The organism is Microbacterium suwonense, from assembly GCF_030296555.1.
GTDB lineage: Bacteria > Actinomycetota > Actinomycetes > Actinomycetales > Microbacteriaceae > Microbacterium > Microbacterium suwonense.
Genome location: NZ_AP027728.1, coordinates 2,099,314 through 2,117,380 on the forward strand (window position 1 = coordinate 2,099,314; position 18,067 = coordinate 2,117,380).

Consider the following 18,067-nt stretch of genomic DNA (forward strand, 5'->3'; position numbering starts at 1 on the left):
CCCTGATTGCTTCAGCCCTGAGGGCCGTGACGCCGATGCCCGGCGACAACTAACACCTTACGGATCCGGCTCAGCGATGCCTATGGGTAGCTCTGCCCACGCAGACCTCCCCATCCACGGCTCACAGCTCGGACGGCGGTGAGTAGCTCAGCTGCATGATCTGCAGGCCACGCTCCCGGGTGATGACCTTGGCACGACCGGGCACCGCCTGCGACGCCTTGACGTTGCCGATCAGCGGTCCCTCATCCGGATTCCCCGACAGCAGGATGCCGGGCGCGGCGAGGTCTCGCAGCGTCTGCATCACGGGCTCGAAGGTCGCGCGCGATGCTCCACCGGATCGGCGGGTGAGTGTGAGATGCAGTCCGACATCCGTCGCCTGCGCCAGCAGCGGCTGCAGCACCGCGACCGGGTTTCCGGACTGCGTGTTGACCAGGTCGTAGTCATCGACCAGCACGAACACCTCGGCACCCGACCACCACGAGCGATCGCGCAGCTGCTGGGGAGTCACGTCGGTGCCCGGCAGCCGGGTGCGCAGGTAGCCCGCAAGGCCCTCCAGCTCCTCGGCCGCCTGCTGCGCGGTGGTGTAGTACCCCGCCAGGTACTCCTCGGGGATCTCCGACAGCAGAGCGCGTCGGTAGTCGACCACGAAGAACTGCGCCTGCTTCGCCGTCCGGGTGCGCATGATCTCCCGCGCGAACCCGCGCAGGAAGCTGGACTTGCCCGATTGGCTGTCGCCGAACAGGTACAGGTGCGGATTGCGCTGCACGTCGAAGGCCGTCGGGGCGAGCTCGGCCTCGTCCACGCCGAGCAGAACCTGCTTCTCCATCGGCGTGCCCGCCGCGCGCTGCTGCAGCTCCGACAGCTCGAGCAGCTCGGGCAGCAGCCGCAGCTTGGGTCCGCGCGGTCCCTTCCAGGCGGCGTTGACGCGGTCGATCAGATCCTCCACGCCCTCGCTCAGAGTGTCGGGATCGCCCGATCCGTCCACTCTCGGCAGCGCCGTGAGCATGTGGTGCTTGGACGGTGCCAGGCCCCGGCCCGGCCGCCCCTGCGGAACGTTGGCGGCCACCTTGCGGTCGATCTCGGAGTCGCTGGTATCGCCCAGTCGCAGCTCCAGCTTGGAGCCGAAGGCATCGCGGATCGCCGTGCGGAAGTCCATCCAGCGCGTGGTGGTCGCCACCAGATGCACTCCGAAGGTGAGCGCCCGGCCTGCGAGAGACTGGATCTCGAACTCCATCTCATCGAATTCGGCGCGGATGGTCGGCCAGCCGTCGATGATGAGAAAGACGTCGCCGTACCCGTCATCGGCCTTGCCCTGTGCCCGCAGCCGCCGGTATGTCTCGATGGAGTCGATTCCGTTGGCGGTGAAGTACCGCTCCCGGGCGTTGACGATCCCGACGACCTCCTGGAACATCCGGCGCAGCACATCGGGCTGGTTGCGCCCCGCCACGCCGGCGACATGCGCCATCTTCGCGAACGGCACGAAGGTACCCCCGCCGAAGTCCATCACGTAGAACTGCACCTCGTGCGGCGTGTGGGTCAGCGCGATCCCGGTGAGCACGCTGCGCGCGAGTGTGCTCTTGCCGCTGCGCGCTCCGCCGACGATGGCGAGGTGCCCCCGGCGCCGACCAGGCTCATCACCAGGCTGTCGCGGCGCTGCTCGAGTGGACGATCCACGATGCCGAGCGGGATCGTCAGTGGACCCGCCTGGCGCCACCTCTGCGAGATCAGGCCGAGCTGCGGATCCTCGGCCAGATCGCCGAGCAGCTCGTCGAACGTCGCCGGAACGTCCAGCGGCGGCAGCCACACCTGGTGCGCGGGCATGCTCTGCCCCTTCATCAGCGAGACGGCGATGTCGAAGGTCACGCGCTTCTCCGCGGGCTCGGAACCCGCGACCTCGGCGACCGGCTCCTGCTCCGGCTGCTCCTCCTGCACGATCACCGGCGCCGCGGTGAACGCCCGCGCTTCGATCGCGCGGATCGACCGCTCCTCCTCGACGGCATCCGCAGTTGCGCCGGGACGCCGCCTACGCGTCTTCGGCGGGGCCGAGACGTACGCCGCGCGGAACTGGGTGAGGGTCTCGGCATCCGACTTCAGGATGCCGTGACCGCCGCCGCCGGGCAGCGTGAAGGCGTCGGGGACGCCGATGACCGCGCGCGAGTCCGCGCCCGAGAAGGTCTTCAGGCCGATCCGGTACGAAAGGTGCGATTCGAGCCCGCGCAGCTTGCCCTCCTCCAGGCGCTGCGTGGACAGCAGCAGGTGCACCTGCAGGGAGCGTCCCAGCCGGCCGATCGCGACGAACAGCTCGGTGAAGTCGGGCTTGGCCGCCAGCAGCTCCGAGAACTCGTCCGCGACGATCAGCAACGCGGGAAGCGGCTTCAGATCGCTGCGTCCTCCCTTGCGAGCGGCCTCGTAGTCGGTGACGTTGGCGAAGTTGCCAGCGTCGCGCAGCAGCTCCTGGCGTCGTGTCATCTCGCCCTGGATCGCATCCTGCATGCGGTCGACCAGGGTGAGGTCGTCACCGAGGTTGGTGATCACTGCCGAGACGTGCGGCATGTCCGCCATGCCGGCGAAGGTCGCACCGCCCTTGAAGTCGATCAGCACGAAGTTCAGCGCTTCGGATGAGTGCGTCATCGCCAGCGACAGCACCAGCGTGCGCAGCACCTCGGACTTGCCCGATCCGGTGGCGCCGATCAGCATGCCGTGCGGGCCCATGCCCTGCTGCGCGGATTCCTTGATATCCAGGATCATCGGCTGACCGGTGGCCGTCAGGCCGATCGGCACGCGGAGCCGATCGCGGGCCGATCGTGGCTTCCAGGCCGTCGCCGGATCGAAATCGCGCACGTCCGGCAGACCGAGCAGGTCGGTCAGCTCCGCAGAGATCGTGCGCGCACCGCCCGCCTCCTCGTCCTGGGCCGAATCATCCAGCCCGGTGAGCCGCCGTGCCACGGCCTCGGCGGAGGCGATGCCCAGGAAGTCGGGCGTCGCCTGCACGGTCCCGACGCCGCGACGGGCGACCGTCACCTGCGGGCGCCGCTCGTCGTCGACGCCCGGCTGCGCGGGGAGTCCCGCCCGGCGCGGGAATCCTGCTCCGCGCCGAGGACCAGACGGGTGGTGAGGGAGTCGGTCAGCTCCGCCCACTCGCGGGGGATGTCGACCACGGTCACTCCGGCGACGCCGCCTTCCTGCATCAGCGCACTCCCTCGGGCAGCCCGGTGCCGTCGGTGACGACCAGGATGTGCGGGACGGTGCCGCGCCCTCCAGCCGGCCCGCGGGCCCCGACCTCTGCCAGGAGCGGTTCGATCTGCGCCCACGACGAGCCGATCCGGCGCGCGCCGCCCACGGCATCCGTCGTGCTGTCGGACCGGGCGTGGGGCAGCCACTTCACCCACTCCCAGTACGGCAGATCCGCACTGGACGCGATGACGGCGATCTGAAGATCCTCCGGTGCGACGAAGGTCGCCAGGTGCGCGAGCAGGGCGCGCACCAGGCCGCGAGCACGCACGGTGTCGCCGGTGACCTCCAGCCGCGCGCAGGTGGCCAGATCGAGTCCGAACGGCAGATCCGGCACATCATCGTGGGTGAGCACGAAGCGGTGCGCCGCCGATGCGCTGACCGGGTCGAGCTGTGCGAGGGCGGGGATGGGGGCCTCATCGAGGGTCATCGCGAGGGGCCTGGTGGCGGTGCCGATCCGCGCCACCAGGAACTCCGGGGCTGCGGCCGTGCGCTCCCACACCCTGGAGCCCTCCTCCACGATGAACGGCAGTGTCTCGGGCGCAGGCAGCGTCCATTCCTCGTAGCGCCGCTGTCGCGAGGCGACCTCGCGCACCGCATCGCGCGTCTCGGCCAGGTACGCGAGGTACTCGCGGCGGGTGTTCTCGACGTTCGTGGCGTGCTGCGACTTCTGCCGCCACATCTGTCCGCCCACCATCGACAGCGCCATGAACAGGAACATGCCGCCCATGATGTAGGTGCGGGTCGCGTCGCCGCCCTGGGTGAGCGAGAGCACGGCGACCGACCCGAGACTGCCGACCATCGGCAGCGCCATCATCAGCGTGTTCGACGCACCCTCCGCCTTGGGCAGCTCAGGTGCCTGCTGCAGGGTGAGTTGACCGCCGGCCGGGGGTTTCGGCGCACGACGGGTGCTGGTGCTGCTCACGACTGGCCCTCCTCGAGTCGCATACTATTGTGGCAGGATGCGGGCATGAACCGGTGCCGCGCCGGAGGGATCGTCAAGGGGCTGGAGATGTCGGCGAAGACAATTCGGCTCACGGTCGCGGATGCGCACAGCCGCCACGACCTGGTCGTCCCCGCTGATTCGACCGTCGCCGAACTGCTCACCGTGGGCGGCGTCGATCTGCGTCGCTATGTGAGCACCACCACCTCCGGCGCCGCGATCGAGCTGGACAGCGAGGTGTCCGTCGCCCCGGGCGATGGCGGGGTGATCTGGCTGTTCGACCGTGAGTCGACTCCGGCCGAACCCGCCGGATCGGCGGCCGATGCCACGACATCGCCGGCCGTGCGCTCGAGGGGGCGCTGGACGATTCTGTCGCTGCTCCTCGCCCTCGCGCTCGGGCTGGTGCTCTGCACGGTCATCGCGCCGACGCCGATGACCGTCTCGGTGTCGGTAGCGGTGCTGCTGGCCGGCTCGTTCGCGCTGCTGGCGCAGCCCGTGCGCGACGAGAACGTCCACGTCGCCTACCTCGCGCCCGCTCTCGCGGCAGCCGCCGGAGCCCTCGCCCTCTCCGGCTTCGCAGACGCCGGCGCCATGATGGCGATGGGCATGGTGGCCGGCGCCACCGTGGCCTGCGCTCGACACGCGCGCGCCCGCGTGCACGGACGCGCGGCGTCGGGTGACACCGCGGTGATCGCGGTGCTGTGGTCAGTCTTCGCAGTGGTGAACGCCGCCGGATTCCTCGCCGAAGTCTCGGCGGCGGCGATCACTGCGGTGCAGATCGCGTGCGCTGCGCCGATCTTCCACTACATGCGTGGTGCGGCGTTGGAGGTCGATCCCGAGGATCTGATCGACACCCCGTACGTCATCCGCGATGCCCAGGGCATCCGCGCCCGTCCCCCTCCGAGCCTTCGCCCGTGCACGCGGAGCGCGCCGCCCGCCAGTACCTGCTCGCCCGACGGCGCTCCGAAGCGGGCATCGTCACCGCGTGCGCTCTCGCACTGCTGTCGTCGCTGTACACACTGACGACGGTGGGCGGCGGCACAGTAGAGGCATGGTGCGTGCAGGGCGGGATCCTGGGAGTGGGATGCTATCTGCTCCTCACCTCGAGAAAGGTGCGCGACGGGCTGTCTCGGGGTGCGGCGCTCATCACCGGCGCACTGATGACCGTGCTCGCCGCCACCACTGTGATCGTCACGCTGCAGTTCAGCGCCCTGCTCATCGCGCTGGCGCTGGTGGTCGCGGGAGTGATCGTCGGATGCCTGACCGTGCCGCTGGCCGGCGACTGGCGGTCACTGGGCTGGTCGCGCACCGGCGACATCATCGAAGCTCTGCTGCTGGCCTTCTCGCCGGCGGCGCTCGTGTATGGCTCGGGGATCGCCGGCCAGATTCTGGAGGTCTTCGCATGACGCTCTCCTCCCGCGGCTCCTTCGCGGGCGCAGGCACGCTCCGTCTCCGCACAGCGATCGCCCGCGCAGGTGCGGGCCACTGCCGGACAGCGAGCCGGCGCCTACCTGATCGACGTCGCGATCGTCGCCGCCGCGGCGGCACTGGTCTGGCTGACCACGGGCTCACTCGTGCTGCTCGTGGTCGCCGTGGTCGAGCTCTGGGTCATCGGCTGGATCTGGGAGGGCCACACCGGGGGAACACCCGGCAACGTGATCTGCGGCATCCGCACCGTGCGACGCGACGACGCGGTGAGCGTGGGTGCCGCCCGTCTGTTCGGACGCAGCCTGCTGATGGGCGTCTCGCACATCGTGCCGGTGCTGCTTCCGATCAGCCTGGCGGCGTCCGGGGCGCTCGACGGCGTCGCCCGCGCACGGATGATCGATCTGCGCAGGGCGCGCCAGGCGGTCGCCCCGGGTGCGGATCGGATGCCGAACCTCGAGGCCCGTGTGAGCGCCACCGGCTCTCCCGTCCAGGATGCCGCGGCCGGTGGCGGACGCGGCCCGGTGACGCAGGTTCCACTGACCGCCGCGCCGATCACGCAGACTCCGCTCACCGCCGCTCCCGCCCTCTCCCCCGCGCAGCACACTGCTGCCACGCCGGCCGCACCGACGCCTGCACCTGCTGCCGCGGCTCATCCCGCGCCCACCGAGGTCGGCACGATCCCCGTGTTCGAGCTCGCCGACGGCACGGTGATCCGGGCGACGGGACTGGGGTTCATCGGGCGTGCGCCTCGCGCGCCAGAGTCCATTCCCGAGGCGATCCTCGTGCGCGTCCCGGACGGGGCGCGCTCGCTGTCGCGCACCCACGCCTCCTTCGGCGTCGAGGACGGGCAGCTCTGGGTGCAGGACCTCGGGTCGGCGAACGGCGCCTCTGTGCGTCATCTCGGCGGAGGCGTCACCGCCCTCGTACCGCAGAGCCCCTACTTCCTGGTCGCCGGCGATGTACTGATCCTCGGCGGGGACGCCGAGCTCGCCTTCCGCAGGATCGTCGATCGTCCGGCCCGCGCGGCGGAGCCCGAGGCCCTCCCTATCGCTGACGCGCCGTCGCCGCAGGCGGCGCCCGCATCCGGTGCTGCCGTCGCACTGCAGTTCCAGGACGGCACGACCGTGCCGATCCACGGCACCGGATACATCGGTCGCGCGCCGAGTCTGCCCGAGGGGAGCGCACGGATGCCGCGCTGATCGCCGTGCCCGACGGAGACCGCTCCGTGTCTCGCACGCACGGTCGCTTCGGCCTGGTCGATGGTCAGACCTGGTTCGAGGATCTCGGCTCGGGCAACGGATCGTCGCTGCGCACCGGCGATGGTCGCTCCGGCCCGATGACACCCCACCAGAGATTCGGTCTGGTGCCAGGCATGGTGCTTCAGCTCGGCGACTGCATCATCCGGGTGGTCGCAGCCTGACCGCACGGCATGCCGACCGTGGCGGATCGCGCCGATCCGCCATCGTCGGTTACCAGCCGAGCTCCTCCGTGCCGTCGGACTGCGCGCGTCCAGCCGATCCGGCGGCGCCGAGATCCGGCATCGTCTCCTCGTCCTCGGCCTCGACCTCGTAGGCCTGCAGATCCAGGCCGCGTCGACGGTTGCGCTTGCCGCCACGACCGCCCGCTGCGCCGCCACCGGTCACCATGCCGCGGGCGCCGCCGGCCGCACCGGACTGAGCGACCACGCTGCCACCGGAGGCGGATGCTGATCCGGCGCCTCCGACGCCGCCCACTCCGCCGATACCGCCCACGCCGCCGACGCGACCGACGCCGCCGAGAAGCCCGGCGCCTCCGACGCGACCGACGACACCTGCTCCGCCGCCCACAGTGCCTGCAGCACCGCCTCCGCCGGGGCCCGTGATACCGCCACCGGGTCCGGTCACTCCGCCGGGAGGGTTGACTCCACCGGGAGGTCCACCGGGAACGACACCGTCGGTGCCGCCGTCGATATTGGGATCCTCGGGGATCCGAGGGTCGCCGATCGGCGGGTCGATGATGGGCGGGTTCAGAACCGGTGGGTTCAGGATCGGCGGGTCGACGACCGGAGGGTCGACCACCGGCGGATCCCAGCGCGGATCGCGGATGACGGGCGGCTCCTGCACATGCGGCTGACGCGGCCTCGGATTCCTCGTCGAAGGATCGTCGCCACCGGTGCCGCCGGGACCGTCCCCCGGAACGGTCACACCCGTTCCGCCGTCATCGAGTCGCGGGGCGTCCACGGTCGGCGTCCGCCCGGGGCCGTCCTCATCCGAGGACTCGCTCTTGCGCTTCCTCTTGTCGAACTTCGACAGCGGCATGTCGTCGATGAGTTCCTGGATGCGCTTGTCGAGTGCGACCGTCATCTTACGGGCGGCCTCTTCCTGATCGGCCTCCGCCTGATCCAGGTACCACTTGCTCGCCTTCTCGGGGCTGAGGGTCACCCCCGGTGCGACCTGTACGGGGCTGCCGGTCTTCGCCGCCATGTCGATGGTGCTCTGCTGCTGCGGGGTGAGACCCGCCGCAGGCAGTCCGTCGATGCCGTTCGCAGTATCCTGCAGCGCCTGATTGGCGAGGGTGATCACCTTGGAGAGGTCTGCCTGGTACTCCGTGAACAGACCCAGGTCTTTGTGGATCGCCATCAGCTTGTCGTGGATGGCTGTGCCGAGATCGCCCTCGAAGCCCTCTTCGCGCGCGGCCTTCTGCAGGCCCTGCGTCACTGTTCCGACCGCTGCCTTCGCGTTCAACTGCAACATGTCCTGACCCAGCCTGGTACCGAGCACGAAGACGCTGATGCGATTGGCCTTCAGACGGTCGAGCCGTTCCAGATGCTTTCCCATGATGTCCTCCGATCAGATGGCGATCGGTCCAGTGGGCGAGATGACCCCGACGGCCTTGAAGAGCAGCGCGCGGAATCGCTCCTTCTCCATCTCAGCCAGCAGGTTCGTCTCGTCGATGGCCTTCTGCAGGTTCAGACGTGCTTCCACGACGTCCTTGCTGATCTCCTCCAGCCAGAGACGGGCGGCGTCGTATCGCGCCTTGAGCTCATCGGTGAGATCGACGCATTTCCCGTCGGCCGTCCACAGCAGGGCGGTCTGCCCTTCAGCGAGCTTGACCATCGTCTCGCTGGAGCTCTCCAGCATCTCCTGGCTCTCCAGCAGAAGTTCGATCTGGCGATCAGCGGTCTCCGCATCCAGCTGAATGCCCTCACCTGCCATTACCGTCCCCCTTCGAAGTTCTTGCCCGCGACGATACTAGTCCGCGGCCTTTCGGGCCCTCCATGGGGAGAGATCCCCATGGATCCGGGTGCGCACACCCGCATCGTCACCGGGTCGCGCAGGTCACCACGCCCTCGCTGGTGACCTTCAGCGCGAGAGGCTGCTCGTCGGCCGGGATCTCCTGGCCGTTGACGAGGTCTCTCATGGCCTCATCGGACAGATCCGAGTCGTGCAGCTGCTGCCCCATGCAGTCGATGAACGCCGGCTCATCGTCGTAGTCCGTGACACCGGCGCTCTGGAGCTCGGCGAGGTAGGCCTGACCGATCTCCTCGGCAGAGGGCCTCCCTCGGAGTCGCCGGGAGCGGAGGGAGCCGAGGGCTGCTCGCTGGTGATCGAGGTGGGAAAGCCCGATGGGAACTCGTTGGAGACCGCGCTGACGACGTTCACCACTGAGACGATGATGAACACGGTGACCCCGATCACACCCCCACGATCGACAGGACGATGCCCGTGATCGAGGGCCACTTGATCGTGTTCTTCTTGAAGACCGCGATCAAGGACACCACGAAGCCGGCCAGCAGCACCAGCAGGCCGATGACGAACGTGATCGCCATCGGGATGCACGCCAGAATCGTGCCGAGCACAGCCAGGCCCAGTCCGATGTACCCCAACGTCGGGGTCAGCCTCGGGCCCGAGGGCGCCGGCGCAGCCTGCTGCGGATAGCCCGCGGCGGGCGACTGCGCGCCGGGCTGAGCTGAGCCGGACTGAACGGACGGATCCGCGGCCTGGGCCGAGGCGCTTGCGGCGGCTTGACCGGGCGCGTAGTTGTCCGTCCACTGCGTGCCGTCCCACCAGCGCTGTCGTCCGGAGCCATCGTCGTACCACCCAGCCGGAGTGCTCATCCGTATCCTCCTCGTCGTATCGCCTGCGCGCCGAAAGCGCACAGCCCCCTGACGCGAATCGCGTCCCTACGTGTATATCAGCCGCGCCGGAGCGGAACCCGGGATGTCACCGGCTCGACGCCACCGCTGCGATGTCGTCCTGAGCGACGAATGCGTCCAGCAGCGGAAGGTCCTCGGTGGTGACGATCCGGGCGCCGATGGCGTGCTCGACCAGACGCGACCGCGATGACGCGAGGATCTCGCCGTCGGGGCGGCGCTCGAGACCGCGGATGCCGTGCCGCGCGAACTTGCCGCACAGGCTGTCGACCCGGCGCCCGAGCTTCTCGATCGACCAGCCCAGCCGAGCGGCCACCTCATCCAGTGCCGGCAGCTGCACGGATCCCCCGTCGCCGTGACGCAGCATCGGCTCGGCGAGGGCGGTGAGCAGGATCCGCTGCATCGGCGAAAGCAGCTCCGCCACGCCGTCCGCGCCGGCAGCGCGACTCCAGGAAGCGGACACTTGGTAATAGGGCGTGTCCGCCGTCAGCGAGAACTCGTACGTGGTCTCGCCGGCGGTGAACATCACCGTCGTCGCGCCGAACACCAGCGGCATCGAGGCCCCCGGGGCGAGCCATGACTGCGCCAGGCCGTCGGCCGACGCGACAGATGCGGTCAGCCCCGAGCCGACGTTGGCCAGCCACCAGATCCCGTCGCGCTCCGCGATCTCGAGGAATCGCCGGTGCACGTAGGGATTGTCGTCGATGGACAGATCGGCACCGCGGCCGATGACGAACGATGTCCCTGCCGGGATGAGTTCACGCTGCGCACCGAATTCGAGCAGTAGCGCGGTGCTCTGCGCCGGTTCCGGTGTGCCCTGCTTCTGGATCTCGGGCATGTTCACGCCGCGTGACGCGGCCAGGCACCGCCGGGGAACGCCATCGTCGAGCCGAGGCTGTTGGTGACCTCCATCATGAAGTCGGACGCAGCCTGATTGGCGGTGAGGATGATGTTCACCAGACCGATGACATCGGTGATGAAGGAGACGACCTCGGCGATGATCGTCGCGACGCCACCGGGCGCCCCGAAGACCGAGACGATCTCGGCGATGCCGAGCCCGACTCCGACCGCGGTCGTGATCGCCGCGATCGAGAACGACACCCAGAAGTCGACGATCGCATCGGCGAAGGTGTTCAGCTGCTCGTCGATCATCACGCACTTGTCGTAGAGATCCTCGGCGGCGGGCTGTTGAAGCTCCACGCGCGCCTGGTACGCATCGTGCGCCTCACCGGTCCAGTGACCGGTGCTGGGCAGCGACGACGGGATGATCGTCGAGGTGGCCTGCGTCGCCGGTGCGCCGACGCTCTCCACCCAGCTCAGTCCCGTCTGGCGCAGCGTGGTCGGGCTTCCCACATAGGCGAAGATCTCGGCGGTCTTCTGGATCGCCTCGTTGACCTTCTCGAACATCTTCTGGATCAGCTGGTTGATCCTGTCGATGATGTCGCCGATCAGCGGGATATGGCTGGCCAGCTCGAGAATCCCGTTGATCAGACCCACCACGGAGCTCGCCCCGTCGACGAACTCCTGGAACTTCGACTTCGACTTCGAGACGTCGCCGGCGTTGTCGCGTCCGCTGCCGGACGAACCGCGCGGGTGGCTGGTGGGAGTCGAGCCGTTGCGGTGGAACGCGCTGGGCGGACGATTGGGTGACCCCGTGTGGGGTGCATGCGGTACGCCGGGGATCCTGGGCCGTATTGCCATGATGACGTCTTCTTCCAGTCGAGAGTTCTGTGATCAGCTGCTGAGCCGGGTCTGCCAGGCGGGTGCCGATGCGGGAGGAACGGTTTCCCTGGCGTCGTCGACCACCGGCGACCCGGCGCCGGTGTCCGCGGTATCGGGCTGAGTAGCGGGCTGCGGTTGGGCGTCGACTCCGTCGACGGGCGCTTCCGGCTCGGTCGCGGGCGAACCGGCATCGGTCACCGCACTGGGCTGGCCGTCTGCACCGGGCTGGCCATCCGCGCCGGGCTGACCATCCGCGCCGGGCTGGGTCTCCGGCGTCTGGCCTTCCGGCATCGGCTGCGACTCGGGGTCCGGAGCGGTGTCCACCCCGGAGTCGCCGCCCGCATCGCCGTCGACGCTCGGGTCGGGTGCCAGCTCGGGACCGTCTCCTTCGGCGATGCCATCTACCGGCTCGTCGACGCTGCCGGGGTCGGCCGCACCGTCGGTGCCATCGTGATCCAGACCAGCGGCCTCATGGTGCAGATCCGCTGCCTTGTCACGCAGGTCCGCTGCCTTGTCGCGCAGCTCTGCGGCGTCTTCACGCGCATCCGTCATCTCCTCGAAAGCCCCGTCCCGCTGGGCCTCGAGCTCCTCGACCTGGGCACGGATCTCGGCGGCCTCGGCGCGCTGAGCCGCAGCGTCGACGCGCAGCGCCGATGCCTCTGTGCGGCTCTGCAGTGCACCTGTGGGGTCGCCGGCCGCATCCTGCTGCGCGGCCTTCAGATCCAGCTCTGTCGCGCGGCGCTCCAGATCCGTCGCACTCCGATCCAGATCGGCGGCGCGATCCTCGAGCTCGTCGATCTGCTTCTCGATGGCCTCGACCTGCTCCTGCGCCTTGTCCGCATGCTGATCGGCCTGGTCGGCCTGCTTGTCGAGTGCGTCCGCCCGGGCGTCGAGCTGATCCGCCTGCGCATCCGCCCGTGCCCTCTCGGCATCGTCCAGGCTGCCGTCGACGTCGCCATCGACCTCGCCGTCGACGCGCGGTTCCTCCACGACGCCGCCACCACCATCGACGCTGCCGACGCTGCCACCGCCTCCACCGGCGCCGCCACCGCCACCGCCGCCGCCACCGCCGCCGCCACCGCCACCGCTGGGCTGCTGGTAGTCGCCGCCGACGTCCTTCGTCTGCTTGTGCGCGGATTCCTGATCGGTCTCGTCATAGGCATCCGCTGTCAGACGGAGCGAGTCGGCGAAGCCGGCGTGCGCCTCAGGTGCGGTGCCCAGCAGCTGGACCATCGTCGCCTGGAAGGTCTTGTAGGCGCTCGCCGCCTGCCCCCGATGAACGAGAAGGCAGACGTCTCGATGTCCAGACCTGCGGCAGCGGACTCGATGCTGCTGTAAGAGCTCTCCGCCGCGTCCCACAGGCGTGCATCCTTGCGCAGGTAGGAGGTCTTGACGTCGACCTCGCCCTCGGGACCGAACATCGATGGCGCCGGCTGCGGCGGGGGCGGGGGAAGCAGCGATGCGGCCTGGGCGTCCGGAAGCGGCGCCGGGTCGGCCTGCTGCACGCCGCCGTTATTGCTCAGTCCGCCGCTGAACGGGTGGCCGAGCAGGTCGTTGCCCGCGCCGATGATCTCATCGATCGGCGTCGCCGCGTCGACACCCGCCTTGACCACCCCGAGGAGGTCGCCGTCGAGCAGCGCCTTGCCGCCGTCGATGATCTCATCCACCGGATTGACAGCGTCGACGAGCTTGCTGCCCGCACTCTTCACGTCGTCCCAACTGGGCCAGCCCATATCTCTACTCCCTGCCTCAGCGGATGGCGCCCATGCGGCGCATCAGCTCACTGGGGTTGTGCCCGATCTTGACAAGCTGCTCGATCGCCGGGAAACCCTCGTACTTGTTCTCTCGTTCGCGTGCGGCCATGGCCATCACGCCGTTCATCGCGCTCACGATCTCGCGCTCGATGACACTGTCGTTCGTGTTCCTGACCCACCGCTCGTCCAGGTTCACCGCGGTGATGGTGTCGCCCTCGCGCGTGACCGTGACCGTCTTGGACGAGTTCACGCCGTCCCGAACCTGACGGGCGCGCTGTGCCCGATGCGCAAGGAAGTCCTGCTGCTCGGCATCCGCCGCGTCGTACATCTCGCGCAGTTTCTCGCGGCCCTCGACACCCCACTCCGAGCTCGGGTCGCCGAGGCGCACGGGCGCCGGCCTGGGCGCGGACACGTCTGCCGTCTCGACCGCCTCGTCGGCGTTCTCTGCATAGGACTTCATCCACTGCCCGATGCGCTGCTCCAGCGCGCTCTGGTAGCAGGTGCTGACGACGAGACCGAGCGTCTCCTCGCCGATCTTGTCGCGCCAGTCCTCGTCCAGTGTCAGCGCCTCGACGGCGCCGTTGCTGGCAAGGGTGAGCTTGACGGACTTCTTCTCGTCCTCCACCGTGACCGACGTCATCGCCTCGGATGCTGATGACAGCGCCTGCAGCTCGCGCTGCAGCTCCGCCGCAGTCTCCTGCAGCTCCGCCATCAGCCGATTGGCATCCGCCATGTCCATACTCACGATGGGCCCCCTCTGTCCTGAACCGATGAGGCAATCCTACGGAGCGGTCCGAACTCGCCATAGGGGAGGACTCCCCATGCCGGCACGCTCCAGGGCGCCGGCGCGGCTCAGCCCAGCCTGCGCCGGGCTCGGCCGCGAGCGAGAAGGAGCATGATCACGGATGCCGTCGCACCGGCGCCCAGTGTCCAGCCGACGATCGCGCGTGCGGGATCGAGCGGATCGGCGGCGGGCCGGACGTCGATCGTGCGGTTCTCGGGCGGGGCGGGGGCCGGGGCGGGATGCGCCGGGGAAGCCGGACCGGGCAGCGTGCCGTCGTCGATGAGGGCGAGTGCCTCCAGCGGACGCACTTCGCCCCACCCGACGGTGTCGCTGCGGTGCGCCGGTGAGACGCGCATCGCAGACTGCGTCAGCCGGAAGGCCCACTCGTCGGGTGTCTCGTCCGGGAAGCGTGCCGCGACGAGCGCCGCCGCGCCTGAGACCACGGCGGTGGCGTAGCTGGACGATGCGGAGTCGCCGTTGAAGACGCAGTCACCGCCGGAGATGTAGGCGGAGGGCATCGACTGCCCGGGAGCGGCGATGTCGACGTGTGCGCCCGAGAAGGACGAATCCGGATCCCACGCGCCGTCGCGCAGCACTCCCGCAACGGCGAGCGCGCCGTCGAGCTCTCCGGGATAGAAGTGGGCTGGGTCGGGAAGATTCGCATCCGCGGTCTTGCGGTTGCCGGCACTGGCGACGACGAGCGACCCCTGCGCACGCGCGTAGGCGACGGCGCTGCGGTACTGGTCGACGGACTGGGAGTCGGAGAGCGAGACGTTGATGATCTGCGCGCCGTGCTCGGCCGCCCACCGGATGCCCGCGGCCACGGAGGTGGCCGACGGGCCCTCGAGATCGCGCGAGGACTGCCCGTCCTCCGGGGCGGACTCGAACGCGCGGACGGGCATGATCCTCGCCTCGGGGGCGATGCCGACCACGCCCGATCCTTCGACCTGACGCGCGGCGATGAGGCCGGCGATCGCGGTGCCGTGCCCGAAGAGGTCGTCGTCCGGCCGGGCGGACCCGTCGCCGAACGTGGTGTGCCCCGGCACCAGCGCGTCGGTCAGGTGGACATTGCCTGCTTCGACACCGGAATCCACCACCGCGACAGTCACGCCGCGTCCGCGGCTGAGCAGCCAGGCCTCCTGGAGCCCCAGTCGGCGAACCAGGTAGCTGGCACCCGGAGTGAGGATGCGCTGACCCGGCGTGCACTGCGTGGCGGCGTCGACCACGGGGCTGGACGCCGTGCCGATCCGAACCGGATCGGCTGTGGTCGCACCCGCTGCGCCGGGGGCTCCCAGACCGAGCATCGCGACGATGCCGAGGGCAGCCGCGACACCGCGCCAGCGCATCACTCCTCCTGCCCCGGCGCCGTCCTCTGCGCGATCGCCCGGCTGAGCGTCGGCCCCTGCTCGAGAAGCTGCGTCCACGACGACGGAACCGTCACGGATTCGCCGGTCGTGTAGCCGAGCAGCTTGAGGTCCTCGGCCGACGAGATCGGGAAGTACACTCCCGCCTCCGAGATGAACCCGTAGGTGGAGCCCTCACCCGTGCTCTTCGAGGTGACGGCCACCCCTGCGCCGGGCGTTACCTGGGTTCCAGAGCCGAGGTCTCCTGGAGTGGAGGCCACCGACACCACTGGTCCGTCGGCGGCCGGCTTCATCTGCAGGCACGCCGCGGAGGGATCCTCGGTAGGCACCGGCACCTGGGCGGGCCAGTCATCCGGCAGTGCCGAGGAGTTCACGTCCCGCAGGTTCGTCGCCTCGGCGACGGTCATGATCACCGGGTCGATGCCGACGTATGCGGTCAGAAGGGTGCGGGCGAAGGGCGTGGCCGGGACGAGCCTGCCGTTGCCGTCGACGATGTACTCGGCGACGGTCTGCCCGTCCACCTGGGTCTGCACGGCCTGGCCGACGATGAGGCCTGCGGCGCCGGCATCCGATCCCAGTTCGCTGCCGAGGTTCACCGCCAGCGGCGTACCCGGGGTGACCAGGTTGAGCCAGAGGGCGGAGACCGTGGGGACGGACTGCACATCGTCGATCCCCAGGAACACGCTGGCGACCACAGCCACGTTGCCGGCCTCGACCGCATACCGACGCGCTCCTCGATGAACCAGTAGTCGCCGTCGTCATCCTTCACGAGGGCCGCCTGGTCGTGAGGCCCAGACGGATCGCCGAGCAGACGGGTGGTGAACTCCAGCGGACGGCCGGCGGCGACGCAGCTCAGCCACGCGCCGTCGTACTGCCGGTCGGGCGCGGGAAGGTAGTCGGGGGCGCCGTCGATGCCGACAGGCGATGGATCGCGGGTGATGCCGTCGAGCTTGCCCGCCGGCACGGAGGTGATCTTCGCGGAGCCGACCAGCAGCCGTGCGCTCGCCAGGTTCTTGACCGGGTAGAGGGTGTCGTTCAGTGCGACGTATCGCGCGCCCTCACCCTGCACGACGATGATCGAGCCGTCGCCCCAGTCCTTCGGCAGGCTGCCGGTGAATGTTCCGATCAGCAATGAGACGATCACCGTCAGGATGCCGAGCGCGACGCTGACGACGACGCCTCTGAGCGGCTTGCCCGGTGGCAGCTCGCGCCCGCCGGGCGCGCCGCTGGTGAACGCTGTCTGGAGACGACGGCGGTTGAAGGCCTGCGCCTGAAGCAGCTCGGATTTGGATGCCATGGGCTAGAACCAGCCCCCGGCGATGATGGCCAGCGGCAGCAAAAGCGCAATGGTCGCCCACTCGGCGAAGTCGGCGAAGCGGGTCATCCCCAGCCGCACCTTGGCGCTGAGCAGCACGACGACGATGACGCAGACTGCGGCGACCGCGAGTCCCACGACCAGACCGCCGATCCATTCCGGATGCGTGAGGATCGCCGCCACGACGCCCAGCACCACTCCGCACAGCACCCCCGACGCGACGGCCACGATGTCGAAGCGGGAGTACACCTGCCTGGTCCCCAGGAACATGCCGATGAACGTCACCGTGCACAGCAGCAGTCCCCACAGCCCCGAGGAGACCACCGGCACGGTGGCGACCAGCACGATCAGGCACAGCGATATCCGCAGCGCCACCTGGTACCGGTGAGCGCGGACGTAGAGCCTGGCGACCTCCTCCGGAGAGATGCGCGGGGGTGCGTCGTACACCTCGGAGTCGTCCCGTGCCGAGACCACGCGCAGCGGCACGGATGCCAGCGCCATCCACGGAGCACCGAGCCCGGCGATGCCGGCGACCGCCATCGCCGCAGCCAGCGTCGATGCGACCGGCGCATCGAGCCAGGCGATCACGGCGCCGATCGCCACCAGCGTGGCGCCGAGGGTGACGGGGATGAGCCCGTATTCCCGCTGCCGCTTGAGCGCCAGCATCGTGATCGTTCCGAACACGAGCATCCCGGCACTGCCGATGACCAGCGGCACACCCCATCCGTCGCCTCGGGGCATCACGGTGAAGCCGGCTGCGCCGGCATACACCGACGACACCAGTGCCAGCGCCATCGCAGCCTGTTGCGGTGCACCCGTGCGATCCATCACCAGGGCGCAGATCAGCAGCACGACAGCCGCAGCGCCTGCGCCCGCGGCGGTGACGATGGAACCCGTGTCCGCCCACGCCCACACCGCCGGGACAAGTCCGAGCAGCAGCAGGACGGATGCCACCACCGTCGCCGTCGTCACCGAGTTCTGCACCGACCACGCGGGAGCGTTCTCCTCTACGACGTCGGCCACCGCCTCCACGAGGTCGTCATAGCGCTTCGACGTCGATGAGGTCGCACCCTGCTCGAGCACGAGGAAGTCACCGTCGTGCACGGACTGCGCCGCGAGGGTGCGGTCGGCGTCCAGCGCCGTTCCGTCGGCGCGCAGCAGGCGGAACCCCGCCGAGGCCGACATGCTGTCCAGCATGCGCAGGCGCCGGGTCAGTGACGGGAGGACCTCGGCGACCGGCACGCCGCCGGGCACACCCACGTCGATGCGCTCGGATTCCCACTGCACCGAGAGACGCATGAGCGACGGCACGACAGCTGTCGTCTGAGGCGACATGGATCCCCCGCTTTCATTGAACACGCGCGCTTCACATTATCGCGCGACCGATCTGCCGG

21 protein-coding genes are annotated in these 18,067 nt (G+C 69.5%); 4 read left to right on the top strand and 17 right to left on the bottom strand.

Features of this window, described 5'->3' with window-relative positions:
* Positions 1-121: 121 nt before the first annotated feature.
* Genes eccCb through QUE33_RS10520 form a run of 4 tightly spaced genes read right to left on the bottom strand, consistent with a single transcriptional unit; the run spans position 122 to position 4,156 of the window.
* On the bottom strand, positions 122-1,603 hold the full coding sequence (eccCb, locus tag QUE33_RS10505) for a type VII secretion protein EccCb (RefSeq protein ID WP_286303141.1): 1,482 nt from the start codon (positions 1,601-1,603) through the stop codon (positions 122-124).
* Complete coding sequence (eccCa, locus tag QUE33_RS10510) at positions 1,537-3,021, bottom strand: type VII secretion protein EccCa (RefSeq protein WP_286299810.1); 1,485 nt, start codon at positions 3,019-3,021, stop codon at positions 1,537-1,539. Before eccCa ends, eccCb begins: the two co-directional genes overlap by 67 nt.
* Positions 3,018-3,188: a hypothetical protein gene (locus tag QUE33_RS10515; RefSeq protein WP_286299812.1), complete on the bottom strand. Its 171-nt coding sequence runs from the start codon at positions 3,186-3,188 to the stop codon at positions 3,018-3,020. Before QUE33_RS10515 ends, eccCa begins: the two co-directional genes overlap by 4 nt.
* Positions 3,188-4,156, bottom strand: a complete 969-nt coding sequence (locus tag QUE33_RS10520) for a hypothetical protein (RefSeq protein ID WP_286299813.1) — start codon at positions 4,154-4,156, stop codon at positions 3,188-3,190. Before QUE33_RS10520 ends, QUE33_RS10515 begins: the two co-directional genes overlap by 1 nt.
* Before the next feature lie 45 nt (positions 4,157-4,201).
* Between QUE33_RS10520 and QUE33_RS10525 the strand changes: the two genes are divergently transcribed.
* The 4 genes from QUE33_RS10525 (at position 4,202) to QUE33_RS10540 (ending at position 7,022) form a co-directional block, all read left to right on the top strand.
* Positions 4,202-5,197 carry a hypothetical protein gene (locus tag QUE33_RS10525; protein ID WP_286299815.1) on the top strand — a complete coding sequence of 332 codons (996 nt, stop codon included), beginning with the start codon at positions 4,202-4,204 and terminating at the stop codon, positions 5,195-5,197.
* Complete coding sequence (locus tag QUE33_RS10530) at positions 5,089-5,580, top strand: hypothetical protein (RefSeq protein ID WP_491562448.1); 492 nt, start codon at positions 5,089-5,091, stop codon at positions 5,578-5,580. The genes QUE33_RS10525 and QUE33_RS10530 overlap by 109 nt, the downstream gene beginning before the upstream one ends.
* A 69-nt stretch (positions 5,581-5,649) precedes the next feature.
* Complete coding sequence (locus QUE33_RS10535) at positions 5,650-6,801, top strand: RDD family protein (protein WP_286299819.1); 1,152 nt, start codon at positions 5,650-5,652, stop codon at positions 6,799-6,801.
* 26 nt (positions 6,802-6,827) lie between these two features.
* Complete coding sequence (locus QUE33_RS10540; RefSeq protein WP_286299821.1) at positions 6,828-7,022, top strand: FHA domain-containing protein; 195 nt, start codon at positions 6,828-6,830, stop codon at positions 7,020-7,022.
* Positions 7,023-7,071: 49 nt separating this feature from the next.
* Here the strand turns inward: QUE33_RS10540 and QUE33_RS10545 are convergent, their stop codons facing one another.
* The 13 genes from QUE33_RS10545 to eccD form a co-directional block, all read right to left on the bottom strand.
* On the bottom strand, positions 7,072-8,418 hold the full coding sequence (locus QUE33_RS10545) for a hypothetical protein (protein WP_286299822.1): 1,347 nt from the start codon (positions 8,416-8,418) through the stop codon (positions 7,072-7,074).
* A gap of 12 nt (positions 8,419-8,430) precedes the next feature.
* Positions 8,431-8,796 (bottom strand): hypothetical protein, encoded by a 366-nt coding sequence (locus QUE33_RS10550; protein ID WP_286299823.1) that lies wholly within the window; start codon positions 8,794-8,796, stop codon positions 8,431-8,433.
* Positions 8,797-8,902: 106 nt separating this feature from the next.
* The gene (locus QUE33_RS10555; protein ID WP_286299825.1) at positions 8,903-9,043 is read right to left on the bottom strand and encodes a hypothetical protein; all 141 of its coding nucleotides are present in this window, start codon (positions 9,041-9,043) and stop codon (positions 8,903-8,905) included.
* 232 nt (positions 9,044-9,275) lie between these two features.
* A complete protein-coding gene (locus tag QUE33_RS10560; RefSeq protein WP_286299827.1) occupies positions 9,276-9,698 on the bottom strand; it encodes a DUF2510 domain-containing protein in 423 nt (140 codons plus the stop codon).
* A 106-nt stretch (positions 9,699-9,804) separates the two neighbouring features.
* Entirely contained in the window at positions 9,805-10,572 is a 768-nt protein-coding gene (locus QUE33_RS10565; protein WP_286299829.1) for an FHA domain-containing protein, read from the bottom strand.
* Positions 10,573-10,574: 2 nt separating this feature from the next.
* The gene (locus QUE33_RS10570; protein ID WP_286299830.1) at positions 10,575-11,435 is read right to left on the bottom strand and encodes a hypothetical protein; all 861 of its coding nucleotides are present in this window, start codon (positions 11,433-11,435) and stop codon (positions 10,575-10,577) included.
* Between the two features lie 33 nt (positions 11,436-11,468).
* Positions 11,469-12,689, bottom strand: a complete 1,221-nt coding sequence (locus QUE33_RS10575; protein ID WP_286299831.1) for a hypothetical protein — start codon at positions 12,687-12,689, stop codon at positions 11,469-11,471.
* Entirely contained in the window at positions 12,626-13,189 is a 564-nt protein-coding gene (locus QUE33_RS10580) for a hypothetical protein (protein ID WP_286299833.1), read from the bottom strand. Before QUE33_RS10580 ends, QUE33_RS10575 begins: the two co-directional genes overlap by 64 nt.
* Positions 13,190-13,205: 16 nt before the next feature.
* On the bottom strand, positions 13,206-13,955 hold the full coding sequence (locus QUE33_RS10585) for a hypothetical protein (protein ID WP_286299836.1): 750 nt from the start codon (positions 13,953-13,955) through the stop codon (positions 13,206-13,208).
* Between the two features lie 107 nt (positions 13,956-14,062).
* A complete protein-coding gene (locus tag QUE33_RS10590; protein WP_286299837.1) occupies positions 14,063-15,340 on the bottom strand; it encodes a S8 family serine peptidase in 1,278 nt (425 codons plus the stop codon).
* A complete protein-coding gene (locus QUE33_RS10595) occupies positions 15,340-16,059 on the bottom strand; it encodes a type VII secretion protein EccB (protein WP_286299840.1) in 720 nt (239 codons plus the stop codon). Before QUE33_RS10595 ends, QUE33_RS10590 begins: the two co-directional genes overlap by 1 nt.
* Entirely contained in the window at positions 15,951-16,655 is a 705-nt protein-coding gene (locus QUE33_RS10600; protein ID WP_286299841.1) for a type VII secretion protein EccB, read from the bottom strand. The genes QUE33_RS10595 and QUE33_RS10600 overlap by 109 nt, the downstream gene beginning before the upstream one ends.
* A gap of 3 nt (positions 16,656-16,658) precedes the next feature.
* Positions 16,659-18,008, bottom strand: coding sequence for a type VII secretion integral membrane protein EccD (gene eccD, locus QUE33_RS10605; RefSeq protein WP_286299843.1), 1,350 nt, complete (start codon positions 18,006-18,008; stop codon positions 16,659-16,661).
* Positions 18,009-18,067 lie beyond the last annotated feature (59 nt).